The sequence below is a fragment of the Gemmobacter lutimaris genome (assembly GCF_003570715.1).
Lineage (GTDB): Bacteria > Pseudomonadota > Alphaproteobacteria > Rhodobacterales > Rhodobacteraceae > Gemmobacter > Gemmobacter lutimaris.
Window position 1 is genome coordinate 63,487 of the sequence record NZ_QXXQ01000002.1, and the last position, 14,803, is coordinate 78,289.

The window sequence follows — 14,803 nt, forward strand, 5'->3', positions numbered from 1 at the left end:
GCCATCATGGCACGCGAATATCCGCTCGACCTTTACCGCAACTTTGGGATCATGGCGCACATCGACGCGGGTAAAACCACGACGACCGAGCGCATCCTCTACTACACCGGCAAGTCCCACAAGATCGGCGAAGTCCATGACGGCGCCGCGACGATGGACTGGATGGAGCAGGAGCAGGAACGCGGGATCACCATCACCTCGGCTGCGACCACCACTTTCTGGGAACGCACCACCGACGGCTCGACGGCTGAAAGCCCGAAGCACCGCTTCAACATCATCGACACCCCCGGCCACGTTGACTTCACCATCGAAGTCGAGCGTTCGCTGGCCGTGCTCGACGGTGCGGTCTGCCTGCTCGATGCCAACGCCGGTGTCGAACCGCAAACCGAAACCGTGTGGCGTCAGGCTGACCGCTACAAGGTGCCGCGCATCGTGTTCGTCAACAAGATGGACAAGATCGGCGCCGACTTCTTCAAATGCGTCCAGATGATCAAGGACCGCACCGGCGCGACCCCCGCCCCGATCGCCCTGCCGATCGGCGCCGAGGACAAGCTGGAAGGCCTGATCGACCTCGTGACCATGAAGGAATGGGTGTATCAGGGTGAAGACCTTGGTGCTTCCTGGGTCATCCAGGACATCCGCGCCGACCTGAAGGCCGAAGCCGAAGAATGGCGCGGCAAGCTGGTCGAACTGGCTGTCGAGCAGGACGATGACGCGATGGAAGCCTATCTGGAGGGCAACGAGCCCGACGAGGCGACCCTGCGCAAGCTGATCCGCAAGGGCACGCTGGCGATGGCCTTCGTTCCGGTGACCGCTGGTTCCGCGTTCAAGAACAAGGGCGTGCAGCCGGTTCTGAACTCGGTCATCGACTATCTGCCCTCGCCGCTGGACATCCCGGCCTACATGGGCTTCAAGCCCGGTGACGAGACCGAAACCCGCGACATCGCGCGTTCGGCCGACGATGCCCAGCCCTTCTCGGCGCTGGCGTTCAAGATCATGAACGACCCCTTCGTCGGTTCGCTGACCTTTACCCGCATCTATTCGGGCGTCCTCAAGAAGGGCGATTCGATGCTGAACGCGACCAAGGGCAAGCGCGAGCGCGTGGGCCGTATGATGATGATGCACGCCATCAACCGCGAGGAAATCGAAGAAGCCTTCGCGGGCGACATCATCGCGCTGGCCGGTCTGAAAGAGACCACCACGGGTGACACCCTCTGCGACCCGAACAACGCTGTTGTTCTGGAAACCATGACCTTCCCGGAGCCGGTGATCGAGATCGCCGTGGAACCGAAGTCGAAGGCCGACCAGGAAAAGATGGGCCTCGCCCTCGCTCGTCTGGCTGCCGAAGACCCGTCGTTCCGCGTCGAGACCAACTTCGAATCCGGCCAGACCATCATGAAGGGCATGGGCGAACTTCACCTCGACATCCTCGTGGACCGTATGCGTCGCGAGTTCAAAGTCGAGGCGAATATCGGTGCTCCGCAGGTGGCCTACCGCGAGACCATCTCGCAGCCGCATGAAATCGACTACACGCACAAGAAACAGACCGGCGGTACCGGCCAGTTCGCGCGCGTGAAGCTGCAGATCACCCCGACCCAGCCGGGCGAAGGATATTCGTTCGAGTCGAAGATCGTGGGTGGCGCGGTGCCGAAGGAATACATCCCCGGCGTCGAAAAAGGCATCAAATCGGTCATGGATTCCGGCCCTCTGGCTGGCTTCCCGGTGATCGACTTCAAGGTCGCGCTGGTTGACGGTGCGTTCCACGACGTCGACTCGTCGGTCCTGGCCTTCGAGATTGCCTCGCGTGCCGCTATGCGTGAAGGCCTGAAGAAAGCCGGCGCGAAGCTGCTGGAACCGATCATGAAAGTCGAAGTGGTGACCCCGGAAGAATACACCGGCGGCATCATCGGCGACCTGACCTCGCGTCGGGGCATGGTTCAGGGGCAGGACAGCCGTGGCAATGCGAACGTGATCACCGCCATGGTGCCGCTTGCCAATATGTTCGGCTACATCAACAACCTGCGCTCGATGTCCTCGGGGCGTGCGGTGTTCACCATGATCTTCGATCATTATGACGCCGTGCCGGAAAACATCTCGCAAGAGATCCAGAAGAAATACGCCTGATCGGTGTGGCGGGGGCAACCCCGCCCTACCAGCCCGTAGGGTGCGCATCCGCGCACCGCATCGCAACGAATTGAGGAGTTTGCCCCCATGGCAAAGGCAAAGTTTGAACGGAACAAACCGCACGTCAACATTGGCACGATTGGCCACGTTGACCACGGGAAGACGACGCTGACCGCTGCGATCACCAAGTATTTTGGTGAATTCCGCGCCTATGACCAGATTGACGGTGCGCCGGAAGAGCGTGCGCGCGGGATCACGATCTCGACGGCGCACGTCGAGTACGAATCGGATGCGCGTCACTATGCGCACGTCGATTGCCCCGGCCACGCGGACTATGTGAAGAACATGATCACGGGTGCGGCGCAGATGGACGGCGCGATCCTCGTGGTTTCGTCGGCCGACGGCCCGATGCCGCAAACGCGCGAGCACATCCTGCTGGGCCGTCAGGTGGGCATCCCCTACATGGTGGTGTTCATGAACAAGGTGGACCAGGTCGATGACCCGGAACTGCTGGAACTCGTGGAAATGGAAATCCGCGAACTGCTGTCGTCGTATGACTACCCCGGCGATGACATTCCGATCATCAAGGGCTCGGCTCTGGCGGCGATGAACGGCACCGACAAGGAAATCGGCGAAGACGCGATCCGCGCGCTGATCGCGGCTGTGGACGAATACATCCCGACCCCGGCCCGCGCTGTGGACCAGCCCTTCCTGATGCCGGTCGAAGACGTGTTCTCGATCTCGGGTCGTGGCACCGTGGCCACCGGCCGGATCGAGCGCGGCGTTGTGAAAGTCGGCGAAGAACTGGAAATCGTGGGTATCCGCGCTTCCAAGAAAACCGTCTGCACCGGCGTCGAGATGTTCCGCAAGCTGCTCGACCAGGGCGAAGCTGGCGACAACGTCGGCCTGCTGCTGCGCGGCGTGGACCGTGAAGGGATCGAGCGCGGCCAGGTGCTGTGCAAGCCCGGCTCGGTGAAACCGCACACCAAGTTCGAAGCCGAAGCCTATATCCTCACCAAAGAGGAAGGTGGCCGTCACACGCCGTTCTTCGCGAACTACCGTCCGCAGTTCTACTTCCGCACGACGGACGTGACCGGGACCGTGGAACTGCCGGAAGGCACCGAGATGGTGATGCCGGGCGACAACCTGAAGTTCAACGTGTCGCTGATCGCGCCGATCGCGATGGAAGAGAAGCTGCGCTTCGCCATCCGCGAAGGCGGCCGCACCGTCGGCGCCGGCGTTGTGTCGAAGATCATTGAATAATGATCCCGAGACGCGCCCACAAAGGCGTGTCGAAGATCATCGGGTGATCACTCGGATCATCTGATCGAAAGGCCGCCCTTCGGGGCGGCCTTTTCGCTTCGGCTGGACGACAGCCGCGGTCGCGGCTCTGCCATACTCCTGCCCTCAGCGTCGGGCAGAGCTTGCCCGGACATTTGGGAGCAAGTGCATGCGTCTAGTACTGATGGTTTTGAACGCCCTGAAATATTCGTTGCTGGGTGCGGCGATGTGTTTCATGGGCTATCTGTTCTCGTGGAACGGGCTGGTTTTCCTGTTCCAGTCTGATCCGGTTCAACTGGTGGTGGTTGACTTCCAGGTGCGCAAGGTTTCGTCCAGTACGGAACCGGATGACCGCTTCGAATACCGCCCTGTCTTTGCGCTGGCCGAGGCGAGCCCGCCGCGCGCGGAATACACGCAGACCTATTGGCAGTCGCACAAGATCCATCTGATGGGGGAGGTCGTGCCGGGACGATACAGGCCGGAAACCGGCGAGATGCGCAGCGACAAGGCTGGTGGCAAATGGCTTTGGGGCGGGGTGATGGTCTTCGTGGTCGGGCTGTTGGTCATGATTCAGGCGGTGTTCATTCTGGGCGGTGTGCCGGATCGCCAGATGCCGTTCCGGCTTGGCCGTGGGCGCCGTGGCTTCAGGATCGACATCTTTGGCTTTCCGGGCGATCCCTGACCGGGTGGCCCGCGAATTTGGGCGTGTGGGCGATTCCACCCTTGCTTTATAGGCGCAGGCGGTCTAAACGCGCCCTCGATGTGAACGGGTCGGTCCCTCGGGGCCGACTCGTTTCTTTCATCCCTATGCAAGAAACCTACGGAAGAGGGGTTTGGGGGCGGTGCGCCGGCCCGAGACTTCCCGCCGAGCCCAAGGGGCACCATATGAGCCAGACTATCCGCATCAGGCTGAAAGCCTTCGATTACCGCGTGCTGGATGCCAGCACCCAGGAAATCGTGAACACGGCCAAGCGGACCGGCGCGCAAGTGCGCGGCCCGATCCCGCTGCCGAACAAAATCGAGAAATTCACGGTTCTCCGTGGTCCGCACATCGACAAGAAGTCGCGCGACCAGTGGGAAATCCGCACGCACAAGCGTCTTCTCGACATCGTGGATCCGACCCCCCAGACCGTGGACGCGCTGATGAAGCTCGACCTCGCCGCTGGCGTGGATGTCGAGATCAAAGTGTAAGGGGAGGCGAAACAGATGCGTTCTGGTGTTATCGCCAAGAAGCTGGGCATGACCCGGCTGTTCCTCGAAGACGGCAAGCAGGTTCCTGTCACCGTTCTTCAACTCGACGCCCTGCAAGTGGTCGCTCAGCGCACCGCTGACCGTGACGGCTATACCGCTGTCCAACTGGGTGCCGGTTCCGCCAAGGCCAAGAACACGACCGCTGCCCAGCGTGGTCACTTCGCGAAAGCGAATGTTGCCCCGAAGCGCAAAGTGGCCGAGTTCCGCGTGTCGGCTGACAACCTGATCGAAGTGGGCGCGGAAATCACCGCTGACCACTATCTCGCAGGTCAGTTCGTTGACATCGCCGGCACCTCGATCGGTAAAGGCTTTGCCGGTGCGATGAAGCGTCACAACTTCGGTGGTCTGCGCGCCTCGCACGGTGTGTCGATCTCGCACCGTTCGCACGGTTCGACCGGCCAGTGCCAGGACCCCGGCAAGGTGTTCAAGGGCAAGAAGATGGCTGGCCATCTGGGTGCCGTGCGTGTGACCACGCAGAACCTGCAAGTCGTGAAAACCGATGCCGACCGTGGTCTGATCCTGGTGAAGGGCGCTGTGCCCGGTTCCAAGGGTGGCTGGGTCACCATCAAGGATGCGGTGAAGAAAGCGGCTCCGGCCGGTCTGCCGCTGCCGGCTGCCATTCGTTCGGCTGCTCCGGCTGCTGAAGCCGCCGTCGAAGGGGGTGAAGCATGAAACTTGATGTGATCAAGCTGGACGGCGGCAAAGCCGGTTCCATCGATCTGGACGAAGCGCTGTTCGGCCTCGAGCCGCGCGCCGACATCCTGCACCGTGTGGTGCGCTGGCAGCGTGCGAAAGCACAGGCTGGCACGCACTCGGTTCTGGGCAAGTCGGACGTGTCCTACTCGACCAAGAAGATCTATCGCCAGAAAGGCACCGGCGGCGCCCGCCACGGTTCCAAGAAGGCGCCGATCTTCCGTCACGGTGGCGTCTACAAGGGCCCGACCCCGCGGTCGCACGCCCATGACCTGCCGAAGAAGTTCCGCGCTCTGGGTCTGCGTCATGCGCTCTCGGCGAAAGCCAAGGCGGGTGAGCTGATCATCGTCGATACGCTGGCCATGGCGGAAGCCAAGACCGCGTTCCTGGCGAAGACGGCGAAGGAACTGGGCTGGAAGCGCGTTCTGATCATCGACGGTGCGGAAGTGAACGAGAACTTCGTCAAGGCCGCCCGCAACATCGAGACCATCGATGTGCTGCCGTCGATGGGTGCCAACGTCTATGACATCCTGCGCCGTGACCAGCTGGTCATCACCAAGGCCGGGATCGAAGCTCTGGAGGCTCGTCTGAAATGACCGCCAAGCCCGAACATTACGACCTGATCAAGAAGCCGATCATCACCGAGAAAACGACCCTCGCGGCCGAAGTCTCGAATGCGGCGACGTTCCTCGTGTCGATGGACGCGACCAAGCCCCAGATCAAGGAAGCCGTTGAGGCCGTCTTTGGTGTGAAGGTGAAGGCCGTGAACACCGTCGTCGCCAAGGGCAAGAACAAGCGCTTCCGCGGCATCGCGGGCGAGCGCTCGGACAAGAAGAAGGCTTATGTGATCCTCGAAGAGGGGAACACTATCGACGTGGCCTCGGGCCTCTGATAGAAGCCGCTACGAATCGCGCGGCCCCGGGATTTCCGGGGCCGCCGGTCTTTTGCGGAATCTGATTCTGCATGTCACCGGGGATCTTCGGAGCCCTTCAACCGCGCGAAAGCGACCTGAAAGCCGCAAGGATCGAGGGGCGTTATGCGCAAGCTAACGGAAGACAGAAAGCATGGCACTCAAGTCGTATAAACCGACGACGCCTGGCCAGCGTGGGCTGGTTCTGATCGACCGTTCGGAGCTGTTCAAAGGCCGTCCGGTCAAAGCCCTCACCGAGGGTCTGACCAAGACGGGTGGCCGTAACAACACCGGACGCGTCACGATGTGGCACAAGGGTGGTGGCGCGAAGCGTCTCTACCGCGTCGTTGACTTCAAACGTCGCAAGTTCGACGTTCCGGCGGTCGTCGAGCGGATCGAATACGATCCGAACCGCACCGCCTTCATCGCTCTCGTGAAATACAACGACGGCGAACTGGCTTACATCCTGGCGCCGCAGCGTCTTGCCGTGGGTGACACCGTTGTCGCCGGCACCAAGACCGACGTGAAGCCGGGCAACGCAATGCCCTTCTCGGGCATGCCGATCGGCACGATCGTTCACAACGTCGAACTGAAGCCCGGCAAGGGCGGCCAGCTGGCCCGTGCTGCTGGCACCTATGCCCAGTTCGTTGGTCGTGACGGTGGCTATGCCCAGATCCGCCTGTCCTCGGGCGAACTGCGCATGGTGCGTCAGGAGTGCATGGCGACGGTTGGCGCCGTGTCTAACCCCGACAACTCGAACCAGAACTTCGGTAAAGCCGGTCGTATGCGCCACAAGGGCGTGCGTCCGACGGTGCGCGGCGTTGCAATGAACCCGATCGACCACCCGCATGGTGGTGGTGAAGGCCGGACCTCGGGTGGTCGTCACCCGGTCACCCCGTGGGGCAAAGGCACCAAGGGCAACCGCACCCGCTCGAACAAGCAGACCGACAAGTACATTGTCCGTTCGCGCCACGCGAAGAAGAAGGGTCGTTAATCCATGGCACGTTCTATCTGGAAAGGCCCCTTCGTTGACGCTTATGTGCTGAAAAAAGCCGAGAAAGCGCGCGAGTCGGGCAAGAGCGAAGTGATCAAGATCTGGTCGCGCCGCTCCACCATCCTGCCGCAATTCGTGGGTCTGACCTTCGCCGTCTACAACGGCAAGAAGCACATCCCCGTTGCGGTGACCGAAGAAATGATCGGCCAGAAGTTCGGTGAATATTCGCCGACGCGGACCTACTACGGTCATGCGGCCGACAAGAAAGCCAAGAGGAAGTAAGCCATGGGTAAGGAAAAGAATCCGCGCCGCGTGGCGGACAACGAAGCGATGGCGAAAGCCCGCATGCTTCGCACCTCGCCGCAGAAGCTCAATCTGGTTGCCGGCCTGATCCGCGGCAAGAAGGTGGACAAGGCGATTGCCGACCTCACCTTCTCGAAAAAGCGGATCGCGCAGGATGTGCTGAAGTGCCTTCAGTCGGCTGTCGCCAACGCTGAAAACAACCACGGCCTTGACGTTGACGAGCTGGTGGTTGCCGAAGCCTGGTGTGGCAAGAACCTGGTGATGAAACGTGGCCGTCCGCGTGCGCGTGGCCGGTTCGGCAAGATCATGAAGCCGTTCTCGGAAATCACCATCAAGGTGCGTCAGAAAGGGGAGACTGCGTAATGGGTCAGAAGGTCAACCCTATCGGGATGCGTCTTCAGGTCAACCGGACCTGGGACAGCCGCTGGTTCGCTGATTCGAAAGATTACGGCGATCTGCTGCTCGAAGATCTCAAGATGCGCGACTTCATCCATGAGGAAGTCAAGCAGGCCGGGATCTCGAAAGTGATCATCGAGCGTCCGCACAAGAAGTGCCGCGTGACCATTCACGCTGCGCGTCCGGGCGTCATCATCGGCAAGAAAGGCGCGGACATCGAGACGCTTCGCAAGAAGCTGTCGAAGTTCACCGCTTCGGAACTGCACCTGAACATCGTCGAAGTTCGCAAGCCGGAACTCGACGCGCAACTGGTGGCCGAATCGATCGCGCAGCAGATGGAACGTCGCGTGTCCTTCCGTCGCGCCATGAAGCGCGGCGTGCAGAACGCGATGCGTCTGGGTGCGCTCGGCATCCGTGTGAACGTCTCGGGCCGTCTGGGCGGCGCAGAGATCGCGCGGACCGAATGGTATCGTGAAGGCCGCGTCCCGCTGCACACCCTGCGTGCCGACATCGACTATGCACTGTCGGAAGCCAAGACCCCTTACGGGATCATCGGTGTGAAGGTCTGGGTCTTCAAGGGCGAGATCCTCGAGCACGACCCGCAAGCGCATGACCGTCGTCTGTCGGAAGAGACCCCGTCTCCGCGTCCGCAGCGCCGCGAGCGCGAGCGCGCGTAAGGGAGTAGAGAAAGATGCTGCAACCGAAACGGACGAAGTTCCGCAAACAGCACAAGGGCCGGATTCATGGCGAAGCCAAGGGCGGTTTCGCCCTCAACTTCGGCACCTTCGGCCTGAAGGCGACCGAGCCGGAGCGTGTGACCGCGCGCCAGATCGAAGCCGCCCGTCGTGCGATCACCCGCCACATGAAGCGTCAGGGTCGCGTCTGGATCCGTATTTTCCCGGATGTTCCGGTTTCGTCGAAACCGACCGAAGTGCGGATGGGTAAAGGCAAGGGCTCGATCGACTATTGGGCATGCAAGGTGAAGCCGGGCCGCGTGATGTTCGAGATCGACGGCGTGTCCGAGGTCATCGCCCGTGAGGCCCTGCGCCTCGGCGCGATGAAGCTGCCGGTCACCTCGCGCATCGTGGTTCGCGAAGACTGGTAACCCGGTCCGACCCGAAAGATTGAAAGCCCCCGGTCCGAAAGGCCGGGGGCTTTTGCTTGCGGCAAAGTTTCCCTTGCCCTTGCAGCCCCCCTCCGGTAAGGAACCGCATCCTGCGGATTCCGGGTGACCGGAGATTCGCGGATTTGTCATTGATCCGCCAGGGTAACGGTCACCCCATAAAACAGGGGCCGTCTGGCGATTGTGAAAAGGAACAGGCGTATGACCGCCAAGGAACTGAAGGCCAAGGCGCCGGCCGAGCTGCGCGAGCAGCTTGTGGCGCTGAAAAAGGAAGCGTTCAATCTGCGCTTCCAGCAGGCGACCGGCCAGCTTGAGAATACCGCCCGCATGCGCGCTGTCCGCAAGGAAGTTGCCCGCATCATGACGGTTCTGAACCAGCAAGCTGCTGAAGCTGCGAACTGAGGAGTAGGCACATGCCCAAGCGTATCCTGCAAGGTGTCGTCACCTCGGACAAGAACGAACAGACCATCACCGTTCTGGTCGAGCGTCGTTTCAAGCACCCGCTGCTGCAAAAGACCGTGCGGAAGTCGAAGAAATACCGCGCCCATGACGCGGATAACAAATTCAAGGTCGGTGATACCGTGCGCATTGAAGAATGTGCGCCGATCTCGAAGACGAAGCGCTGGACGGTGGTGGTCGAGGCCTGAGAAGGCCCCGATCCCATCGTTCAGTCATCTGAACGAAACCCTGGGGCGGTGCTGATCAGCCGTTCCAAAGGTCGGGAGAAACCAAATGATCCAGATGCAGACCAATCTGGATGTTGCTGACAACTCCGGCGCTCGCCGGGTTCAGTGCATCAAGGTTCTGGGCGGTTCGCACCGCCGCTACGCATCCGTGGGCGACATCATCGTGGTGTCGGTCAAGGAGGCGATTCCGAAGGGTCGCGTGAAGAAGGGTGACGTCCGCAAGGCCGTTGTCGTTCGCACCGCCAAGGAAGTCCGTCGTGAAGATGGCACCTCGATCCGCTTCGACCGTAACGCCGCCGTCATCCTGAACAATCAGGGCGAACCGGTCGGCACCCGTATCTTCGGGCCGGTCGTGCGCGAGCTGCGTGCCAAGAACTTCATGAAGATCATCTCGCTGGCGCCGGAGGTGCTGTGATATGGCTGCGAAGCTGAAAAAAGGCGACACGGTTGTCGTGTTGACCGGCAAGGACAAGGGCAAGCAGGGCGAGATCACCTCGGTGAACCCGTCGGCGAACAAGGCTGTTGTCGAAGGCGTGAACATCGCCATCCGCCACACCAAACAATCGGCCTCGTCGCAGGGCGGCCGCATCGCCAAGGCGATGCCGATCGACCTGTCGAACCTCGCCATCGTTGACAAGAACGGCAAGGCCACCCGCGTCGGCTTCCGCATGGAAGACGGCAAGAAAGTGCGCTTCGCCAAGACCACGGGGGACGTGATCTGATGCTTGACGCTGCCGAATACACCCCGCGTCTGAAGGCCGAGTTCAAGGCCAAGATCCGCCCCGCGCTGAAAGAAGAATTCAGCTACAAGAACGACATGCAGATCCCGCGTCTGGACAAGATCGTGATCAACATGGGCGTTGGCGAAGCGGTGAAGGACACCAAGAAGGTGAAAGCCGCCGCCGAGCAGCTGACCGCGATTGCCGGTCAGAAGGCCGTCATCACCCACGCCAAGAAGTCGATCGCCGGCTTCCGCGTGCGGGAAGAGATGCCGCTGGGCTGCAAGGTGACCCTGCGCGGTGACCGCATGTATGAATTCCTCGATCGTCTCATCAACGTCGCGCTGCCGCGCGTCCGCGACTTCCGCGGCGTCAAGGGCACGTCGTTCGATGGCCGTGGCAACTATGCCATGGGGCTGAAAGAGCAGATCGTGTTCCCCGAGATCGACTTCGACAAGATCGACGACGTTCTGGGCATGGACATCATCATCTGCACCAACGCCAAGACCGACGCTGAAGCGAAGTCGCTGCTTAAGCACTTCAACATGCCGTTCTCCAGCTGATCGCGCGAGGAAATCATTATGGCTAAAAAATCCATGATCGAACGCGAGAAGAAGCGTCAGCATCTGGTGGACGTCTACGCCGCCAAGCGCGCTGCTCTCAAAGAGATCATTTCCAATCAGGACCTGCCCGTTGCCGAGCGTTTCGTCGCGGCACAGAAGCTGGCCCAACTGCCCCGCAACTCGTCGGCGACCCGGCTGCACAACCGCTGCCAGCTCACCGGCCGCCCCCATGCTTACTACCGTAAGCTGAAACTGTCGCGGATCATGCTGCGCGAGCTGGCCTCGTTCGGCCAGATCCCCGGCATGGTCAAGTCGAGCTGGTAAGGAGGAGCGACCATGTCTGTGAACGATCCTCTCGGCGATATGCTGACCCGCATCCGCAACGCTCAGGCGCGCGGTAAATCGACTGTCTCGACCCCGGCCTCGAAGCTCCGTGCCTGGGTTCTGGATGTGCTGGCCTCGGAAGGCTATATCCGTGGCTACGAGCGCGCCTCGACCGAAAACGGTCAGGGCGAGCTGCTGATCTCGCTGAAATACTTCGAAGGCGAGCCGGTCATCCGTGAACTGAAGCGCGTGTCGAAACCCGGCCGTCGCGTCTACATGGGCGTCAAGGAAATCCCGTCGGTCCGCAATGGCCTGGGTGTTTCCATCGTTTCGACCCCCAAGGGCGTGATGTCCGATGCAGCTGCACGCTCCGCCAATGTTGGCGGCGAAGTGCTCTGCACCGTGTTCTGAGGAGGGTTAGATGTCTCGTATCGGCAAAAAACCCGTCGCGCTTCCCAAGGGCGTCTCGGCCGAAATCAAAGGCCAGTCGATCGAAGTGAAAGGCCCGAAAGGCGCCCGTTCCTTCACCGTGACCGACGACGTGACCCTGACGCTGGAAGACGGCGCCGTGAAGGTGACCCCGCGTGGCACCTCCAAGCGTGCGCGCCAGCAGTGGGGCATGGCCCGCTCGATGGTCGAAAACCTCGTCATCGGCGTGACCGACGGCTTCAAGAAAGAGCTCGAAATTCAGGGTGTGGGTTACCGCGCCGCGATGCAGGGCAACATCCTGAAACTGTCGCTCGGCTATTCGCATGAAGTGAACTTCGAAGTGCCTAAGGGCGTGACCGTCACGTCCCCGAAGCAGACCGAAATCGTTGTGGAAGGCATCGACCAGCAACTCGTTGGCCAGGTCGCTGCGAACATCCGCGAGTGGAAGCGTCCCGAGCCCTACAAGGGCAAGGGCATCCGCTACAAGGGTGAGTTCATCTTCCGCAAGGAAGGCAAGAAGAAGTAAGGGTGGCGAAAATGGCGAACAACAAAAGAGAGCTGTTCCTCAAGCGCCGCCTGCGCGTCCGGAACAAACTGAAGGCGATGTCCGCTGGACGCGCCCGCCTGTCTGTGCACCGCTCGTCGAAGAACATCAGCGTCCAGCTGATCGACGACGTGCGTGGTGTGACGCTCGCTTCGGCTTCCACGCTGGAGAAAGAGCTGGGCTTCGTGGGCAAGAACAACGTGGAGGCCGCCGCGAAGGTGGGCGCCACGATTGCGGAACGTGCCAAGGCGGCCGGTGTCGAAGAATGCTACTTCGACCGCGGTGGTTTCCTCTTTCACGGGAAGATCAAGGCCTTGGCCGATGCTGCCCGTGAAGGCGGCCTGAAGTTCTAAGGAGACGATGATGGCAGAACGTGAAAACCGCCGGGAACGCCGCGCCGAGCGCGAGGAAAACCCGGAATTCGCCGATCGTCTCGTGGCGATCAACCGCGTGTCGAAAACCGTGAAAGGCGGCAAACGCTTCGGCTTTGCGGCACTCGTGGTTGTCGGCGACCAGCGCGGCCGTGTGGGCTTCGGCAAGGGCAAGGCGAAAGAAGTGCCCGAGGCGATCCGCAAGGCGACCGAGCAAGCCAAGCGCTCGCTCGTGCGCGTGCCGCTGAAGGACTCGCGCACGCTGCACCACGACATGGAAGGCCGTCATGGCGCCGGTCGTGTTGTGATGCGCGCGGCTGTTCCCGGTACCGGGATCATCGCCGGTGGTCCGATGCGCGCCGTGTTCGAGATGCTTGGCATCCAGGACGTGGTGGCGAAGTCTCTGGGTTCGCAGAACCCCTACAACATGATCCGCGCGACCATCGACGGTCTGAAGCAGGAATCGAGCCCCCGTCAGGTCGCGCAGCGTCGCGGCAAGAAAGTGGCCGACATCCTGAAGAAGCCCGAAGATGAAGCTGTCGAGGCGTAAGGAGTAGACCATGGCCAAGAAAACCATCGTCGTGCAGCAAGTGGCTTCGGCCGCGCGCCGCCCCGCCATCCAGACCGCGACGCTGAAGGGCCTCGGCCTGAACAAGCTGCGCCGCACCCGTGAACTGGAGGACACTCCGGCGGTTCGCGGCATGGTCAACAAGATCTCGCATCTTGTGAAGATCATCGAAGAGCGCGGCTGATTGCTACGCATCCGAGATCGGAAACGCCCCGCCCGACCGGCGGGGCGTTTTCATTGCGCGCCATGTGGTGCCAGTGCCATTCCAAGGGCAAAGAGGCCAAGCCACAGCGCCGAGCTGAACAGATAAAGCCGCTCCAGCAGTCCAAAGATCCTGTGGCGCAGGGCGTGAACAAGGCAGACCGCGACCCCGAGCAGCGATGCCGTCACGACCCAGTAAAGCGCGCCAAGCAGGTGGCGGAACGCAGTAGGCGGCAGGCTTTCCGCGTCGGGAAACAGGTCGTCGATGGCGATATAGGCCAGCGCGAAATTGGCGACGGCAAAGGCCAGATGCAGCCTGCCGGTGCGGCTTGACGGTTCGCCCTCGATATCCGTCGGATAGGCCACCACCCCCAGCGGCAGGGCGGCCATGCCCAGAAGGCACAGACCGGCGCGCAGGGTGAAGCGGCCGTCTTGCAGCACGGCGGCGGCGAGCAGGCTGCTTGCGGCAATCCCGGCCACCGCATAGCTGACAAACAGCGGATGCGATGGCCCGATGCCATAATCGCTGAGCGCCTGCCGGATCGGGCTGTAATCGCCGCGCAGATGCAGGGCCGCAAACAAGACGATGACGGCCAGATAGGCGAGCGCCGATACGAGATATAGACTGGACATCCGGCTCTCCCGCATTTGCCCTTCCTCATAGAAAGGGCAGGGGCAGCCTGGGTCAAGTTTCGGGCGCGAATGCTTGCGTGACAGAGGAATGACGTCTATACGCCCCCGGTGGCGTCCTTGCCACGAGAATCACCATCATATGCCGTGTGTGTCCCTCTGTCGCTTGTGGGGGCATTTCCGGCCAAGGAGAAGCGACATGAAACTGAATGAACTGCGCGACAACGAAGGCGCGGCCCGCAAGCAGAAGCGCGTTGCACGCGGTCCTGGCTCGGGCAAGGGCAAGACCGCCGGTCGCGGTATCAAGGGTCAGAAGTCGCGTTCGGGCGTCGCACTGGGCGGCTACGAAGGCGGCCAGATGCCGCTTTACCGTCGCCTGCCGAAGCGTGGCTTCACCAAGCCGAACGCCAAACACTATGCCGTCGTGAACCTCGGCCTGATCGAGAAGTTCATCGAAGCCGGCAAGCTGGACGCCAAGGCCGAGATCACCGAGGACATGCTGGTTGCAGCTGGCCTCACCTCGCGCAAGCGTGACGGTATCCGCGTTCTGGCCAAGGGCGAGATCAAGTCGCAAGTCACGCTCACCGTTACCGGTGCCTCGCAAGCTGCGATTGACGCGGTTGCCAAGGCGGGCGGCAAGCTCAGCGTGGCGGAAGCTGCGGCGGCTGCGGCGGAATAAAGGTTGTGAGCGGT

25 protein-coding genes are annotated in these 14,803 nt (G+C 61.6%); 24 read left to right on the plus strand and 1 reads right to left on the minus strand.

Annotated elements, in window-relative coordinates; genetic code table 11:
• Window positions 1–6: 6 nt before the first annotated feature.
• The 23 genes from fusA (at window position 7) to rpmD (ending at window position 13,463) form a co-directional block, all read left to right on the plus strand.
• Window positions 7–2,124 carry an elongation factor G gene (gene fusA / locus D2N39_RS03445; protein WP_119133415.1) on the plus strand — a complete coding sequence of 706 codons (2,118 nt, stop codon included), beginning with the start codon at window positions 7–9 and terminating at the stop codon, window positions 2,122–2,124.
• Between the two features lie 87 nt (window positions 2,125–2,211).
• On the plus strand, window positions 2,212–3,387 hold the full coding sequence (gene tuf / locus D2N39_RS03450; RefSeq protein WP_119133402.1) for an elongation factor Tu: 1,176 nt from the start codon (window positions 2,212–2,214) through the stop codon (window positions 3,385–3,387).
• A 187-nt stretch (window positions 3,388–3,574) separates the two neighbouring features.
• The gene (locus D2N39_RS03455) at window positions 3,575–4,087 is read left to right on the plus strand and encodes a hypothetical protein (protein WP_147373445.1); all 513 of its coding nucleotides are present in this window, start codon (window positions 3,575–3,577) and stop codon (window positions 4,085–4,087) included.
• Window positions 4,088–4,290: 203 nt separating this feature from the next.
• Window positions 4,291–4,596, plus strand: coding sequence for a 30S ribosomal protein S10 (gene rpsJ / locus D2N39_RS03460; RefSeq protein WP_054301625.1), 306 nt, complete (start codon window positions 4,291–4,293; stop codon window positions 4,594–4,596).
• 15 nt (window positions 4,597–4,611) lie between these two features.
• The gene (gene rplC / locus D2N39_RS03465) at window positions 4,612–5,328 is read left to right on the plus strand and encodes a 50S ribosomal protein L3 (protein WP_119133417.1); all 717 of its coding nucleotides are present in this window, start codon (window positions 4,612–4,614) and stop codon (window positions 5,326–5,328) included.
• Complete coding sequence (gene rplD, locus D2N39_RS03470) at window positions 5,325–5,945, plus strand: 50S ribosomal protein L4 (protein ID WP_054301623.1); 621 nt, start codon at window positions 5,325–5,327, stop codon at window positions 5,943–5,945. The genes rplC and rplD overlap by 4 nt, the downstream gene beginning before the upstream one ends.
• Complete coding sequence (locus tag D2N39_RS03475) at window positions 5,942–6,241, plus strand: 50S ribosomal protein L23 (RefSeq protein ID WP_054301622.1); 300 nt, start codon at window positions 5,942–5,944, stop codon at window positions 6,239–6,241. Before rplD ends, D2N39_RS03475 begins: the two co-directional genes overlap by 4 nt.
• A gap of 172 nt (window positions 6,242–6,413) precedes the next feature.
• Window positions 6,414–7,253, plus strand: a complete 840-nt coding sequence (gene rplB / locus D2N39_RS03480) for a 50S ribosomal protein L2 (protein ID WP_119133418.1) — start codon at window positions 6,414–6,416, stop codon at window positions 7,251–7,253.
• Window positions 7,254–7,256: 3 nt separating this feature from the next.
• Window positions 7,257–7,535, plus strand: coding sequence for a 30S ribosomal protein S19 (gene rpsS / locus D2N39_RS03485; RefSeq protein WP_119133419.1), 279 nt, complete (start codon window positions 7,257–7,259; stop codon window positions 7,533–7,535).
• 3 nt (window positions 7,536–7,538) lie between these two features.
• Window positions 7,539–7,919 carry a 50S ribosomal protein L22 gene (gene rplV, locus D2N39_RS03490; protein ID WP_054301619.1) on the plus strand — a complete coding sequence of 127 codons (381 nt, stop codon included), beginning with the start codon at window positions 7,539–7,541 and terminating at the stop codon, window positions 7,917–7,919.
• Window positions 7,919–8,629: a 30S ribosomal protein S3 gene (gene rpsC, locus D2N39_RS03495; RefSeq protein ID WP_119133420.1), complete on the plus strand. Its 711-nt coding sequence runs from the start codon at window positions 7,919–7,921 to the stop codon at window positions 8,627–8,629. Before rplV ends, rpsC begins: the two co-directional genes overlap by 1 nt.
• A gap of 14 nt (window positions 8,630–8,643) precedes the next feature.
• Window positions 8,644–9,057, plus strand: a complete 414-nt coding sequence (gene rplP, locus D2N39_RS03500; protein WP_054301617.1) for a 50S ribosomal protein L16 — start codon at window positions 8,644–8,646, stop codon at window positions 9,055–9,057.
• 219 nt (window positions 9,058–9,276) lie between these two features.
• Entirely contained in the window at window positions 9,277–9,477 is a 201-nt protein-coding gene (gene rpmC, locus D2N39_RS03505; RefSeq protein ID WP_054301616.1) for a 50S ribosomal protein L29, read from the plus strand.
• 11 nt (window positions 9,478–9,488) lie between these two features.
• Window positions 9,489–9,722 (plus strand): 30S ribosomal protein S17, encoded by a 234-nt coding sequence (rpsQ, locus tag D2N39_RS03510; RefSeq protein WP_119133421.1) that lies wholly within the window; start codon window positions 9,489–9,491, stop codon window positions 9,720–9,722.
• 85 nt (window positions 9,723–9,807) lie between these two features.
• A complete protein-coding gene (rplN, locus tag D2N39_RS03515; protein WP_023666245.1) occupies window positions 9,808–10,176 on the plus strand; it encodes a 50S ribosomal protein L14 in 369 nt (122 codons plus the stop codon).
• Between the two features lies 1 nt (window position 10,177).
• Window positions 10,178–10,483, plus strand: a complete 306-nt coding sequence (gene rplX / locus D2N39_RS03520; RefSeq protein ID WP_054301614.1) for a 50S ribosomal protein L24 — start codon at window positions 10,178–10,180, stop codon at window positions 10,481–10,483.
• Complete coding sequence (rplE, locus tag D2N39_RS03525) at window positions 10,483–11,043, plus strand: 50S ribosomal protein L5 (RefSeq protein WP_119133422.1); 561 nt, start codon at window positions 10,483–10,485, stop codon at window positions 11,041–11,043. The genes rplX and rplE overlap by 1 nt, the downstream gene beginning before the upstream one ends.
• 18 nt (window positions 11,044–11,061) lie before the next feature.
• Entirely contained in the window at window positions 11,062–11,367 is a 306-nt protein-coding gene (rpsN, locus tag D2N39_RS03530) for a 30S ribosomal protein S14 (protein WP_119133423.1), read from the plus strand.
• Between the two features lie 12 nt (window positions 11,368–11,379).
• On the plus strand, window positions 11,380–11,778 hold the full coding sequence (rpsH, locus tag D2N39_RS03535; protein ID WP_119133424.1) for a 30S ribosomal protein S8: 399 nt from the start codon (window positions 11,380–11,382) through the stop codon (window positions 11,776–11,778).
• 10 nt (window positions 11,779–11,788) lie between these two features.
• Window positions 11,789–12,322: a 50S ribosomal protein L6 gene (gene rplF / locus D2N39_RS03540; RefSeq protein ID WP_119133425.1), complete on the plus strand. Its 534-nt coding sequence runs from the start codon at window positions 11,789–11,791 to the stop codon at window positions 12,320–12,322.
• Window positions 12,323–12,333: 11 nt separating this feature from the next.
• Window positions 12,334–12,693 (plus strand): 50S ribosomal protein L18, encoded by a 360-nt coding sequence (gene rplR, locus D2N39_RS03545; protein ID WP_054301630.1) that lies wholly within the window; start codon window positions 12,334–12,336, stop codon window positions 12,691–12,693.
• A 10-nt stretch (window positions 12,694–12,703) separates the two neighbouring features.
• Window positions 12,704–13,261 carry a 30S ribosomal protein S5 gene (gene rpsE, locus D2N39_RS03550; protein WP_119133923.1) on the plus strand — a complete coding sequence of 186 codons (558 nt, stop codon included), beginning with the start codon at window positions 12,704–12,706 and terminating at the stop codon, window positions 13,259–13,261.
• A gap of 10 nt (window positions 13,262–13,271) precedes the next feature.
• Window positions 13,272–13,463 carry a 50S ribosomal protein L30 gene (gene rpmD / locus D2N39_RS03555; RefSeq protein WP_054301608.1) on the plus strand — a complete coding sequence of 64 codons (192 nt, stop codon included), beginning with the start codon at window positions 13,272–13,274 and terminating at the stop codon, window positions 13,461–13,463.
• A 50-nt stretch (window positions 13,464–13,513) separates the two neighbouring features.
• On the opposite strand, the gene D2N39_RS03560 is transcribed toward rpmD, so the two are convergent.
• Window positions 13,514–14,113 carry a DUF998 domain-containing protein gene (locus D2N39_RS03560; protein WP_158589769.1) on the minus strand — a complete coding sequence of 200 codons (600 nt, stop codon included), beginning with the start codon at window positions 14,111–14,113 and terminating at the stop codon, window positions 13,514–13,516.
• Window positions 14,114–14,309: 196 nt separating this feature from the next.
• Between D2N39_RS03560 and rplO the strand changes: the two genes are divergently transcribed.
• Window positions 14,310–14,789 carry a 50S ribosomal protein L15 gene (rplO, locus tag D2N39_RS03565; protein WP_119133427.1) on the plus strand — a complete coding sequence of 160 codons (480 nt, stop codon included), beginning with the start codon at window positions 14,310–14,312 and terminating at the stop codon, window positions 14,787–14,789.
• Window positions 14,790–14,803 lie beyond the last annotated feature (14 nt).

Bases quoted from the DNA above. Each gene is read 5' to 3' on its own strand.
- fusA (WP_119133415.1), top strand. From the start codon at position 7: ATGGCACGCGAATATCCGCTCGACCTTTACCGCAACTTTGGGATCATG.
- tuf (WP_119133402.1), top strand. From the start codon at position 2,212: ATGGCAAAGGCAAAGTTTGAACGGAACAAACCGCACGTCAACATTGGC.
- D2N39_RS03455 (WP_147373445.1), top strand. From the start codon at position 3,575: ATGCGTCTAGTACTGATGGTTTTGAACGCCCTGAAATATTCGTTGCTG.
- rpsJ (WP_054301625.1), top strand. From the start codon at position 4,291: ATGAGCCAGACTATCCGCATCAGGCTGAAAGCCTTCGATTACCGCGTG.
- rplC (WP_119133417.1), top strand. From the start codon at position 4,612: ATGCGTTCTGGTGTTATCGCCAAGAAGCTGGGCATGACCCGGCTGTTC.
- rplD (WP_054301623.1), top strand. From the start codon at position 5,325: ATGAAACTTGATGTGATCAAGCTGGACGGCGGCAAAGCCGGTTCCATC.
- D2N39_RS03475 (WP_054301622.1), top strand. From the start codon at position 5,942: ATGACCGCCAAGCCCGAACATTACGACCTGATCAAGAAGCCGATCATC.
- rplB (WP_119133418.1), top strand. From the start codon at position 6,414: ATGGCACTCAAGTCGTATAAACCGACGACGCCTGGCCAGCGTGGGCTG.
- rpsS (WP_119133419.1), top strand. From the start codon at position 7,257: ATGGCACGTTCTATCTGGAAAGGCCCCTTCGTTGACGCTTATGTGCTG.
- rplV (WP_054301619.1), top strand. From the start codon at position 7,539: ATGGGTAAGGAAAAGAATCCGCGCCGCGTGGCGGACAACGAAGCGATG.
- rpsC (WP_119133420.1), top strand. From the start codon at position 7,919: ATGGGTCAGAAGGTCAACCCTATCGGGATGCGTCTTCAGGTCAACCGG.
- rplP (WP_054301617.1), top strand. From the start codon at position 8,644: ATGCTGCAACCGAAACGGACGAAGTTCCGCAAACAGCACAAGGGCCGG.
- rpmC (WP_054301616.1), top strand. From the start codon at position 9,277: ATGACCGCCAAGGAACTGAAGGCCAAGGCGCCGGCCGAGCTGCGCGAG.
- rpsQ (WP_119133421.1), top strand. From the start codon at position 9,489: ATGCCCAAGCGTATCCTGCAAGGTGTCGTCACCTCGGACAAGAACGAA.
- rplN (WP_023666245.1), top strand. From the start codon at position 9,808: ATGATCCAGATGCAGACCAATCTGGATGTTGCTGACAACTCCGGCGCT.
- rplX (WP_054301614.1), top strand. From the start codon at position 10,178: ATGGCTGCGAAGCTGAAAAAAGGCGACACGGTTGTCGTGTTGACCGGC.
- rplE (WP_119133422.1), top strand. From the start codon at position 10,483: ATGCTTGACGCTGCCGAATACACCCCGCGTCTGAAGGCCGAGTTCAAG.
- rpsN (WP_119133423.1), top strand. From the start codon at position 11,062: ATGGCTAAAAAATCCATGATCGAACGCGAGAAGAAGCGTCAGCATCTG.
- rpsH (WP_119133424.1), top strand. From the start codon at position 11,380: ATGTCTGTGAACGATCCTCTCGGCGATATGCTGACCCGCATCCGCAAC.
- rplF (WP_119133425.1), top strand. From the start codon at position 11,789: ATGTCTCGTATCGGCAAAAAACCCGTCGCGCTTCCCAAGGGCGTCTCG.
- rplR (WP_054301630.1), top strand. From the start codon at position 12,334: ATGGCGAACAACAAAAGAGAGCTGTTCCTCAAGCGCCGCCTGCGCGTC.
- rpsE (WP_119133923.1), top strand. From the start codon at position 12,704: ATGGCAGAACGTGAAAACCGCCGGGAACGCCGCGCCGAGCGCGAGGAA.
- rpmD (WP_054301608.1), top strand. From the start codon at position 13,272: ATGGCCAAGAAAACCATCGTCGTGCAGCAAGTGGCTTCGGCCGCGCGC.
- D2N39_RS03560 (WP_158589769.1), bottom strand. From the start codon at position 14,113: ATGTCCAGTCTATATCTCGTATCGGCGCTCGCCTATCTGGCCGTCATC.
- rplO (WP_119133427.1), top strand. From the start codon at position 14,310: ATGAAACTGAATGAACTGCGCGACAACGAAGGCGCGGCCCGCAAGCAG.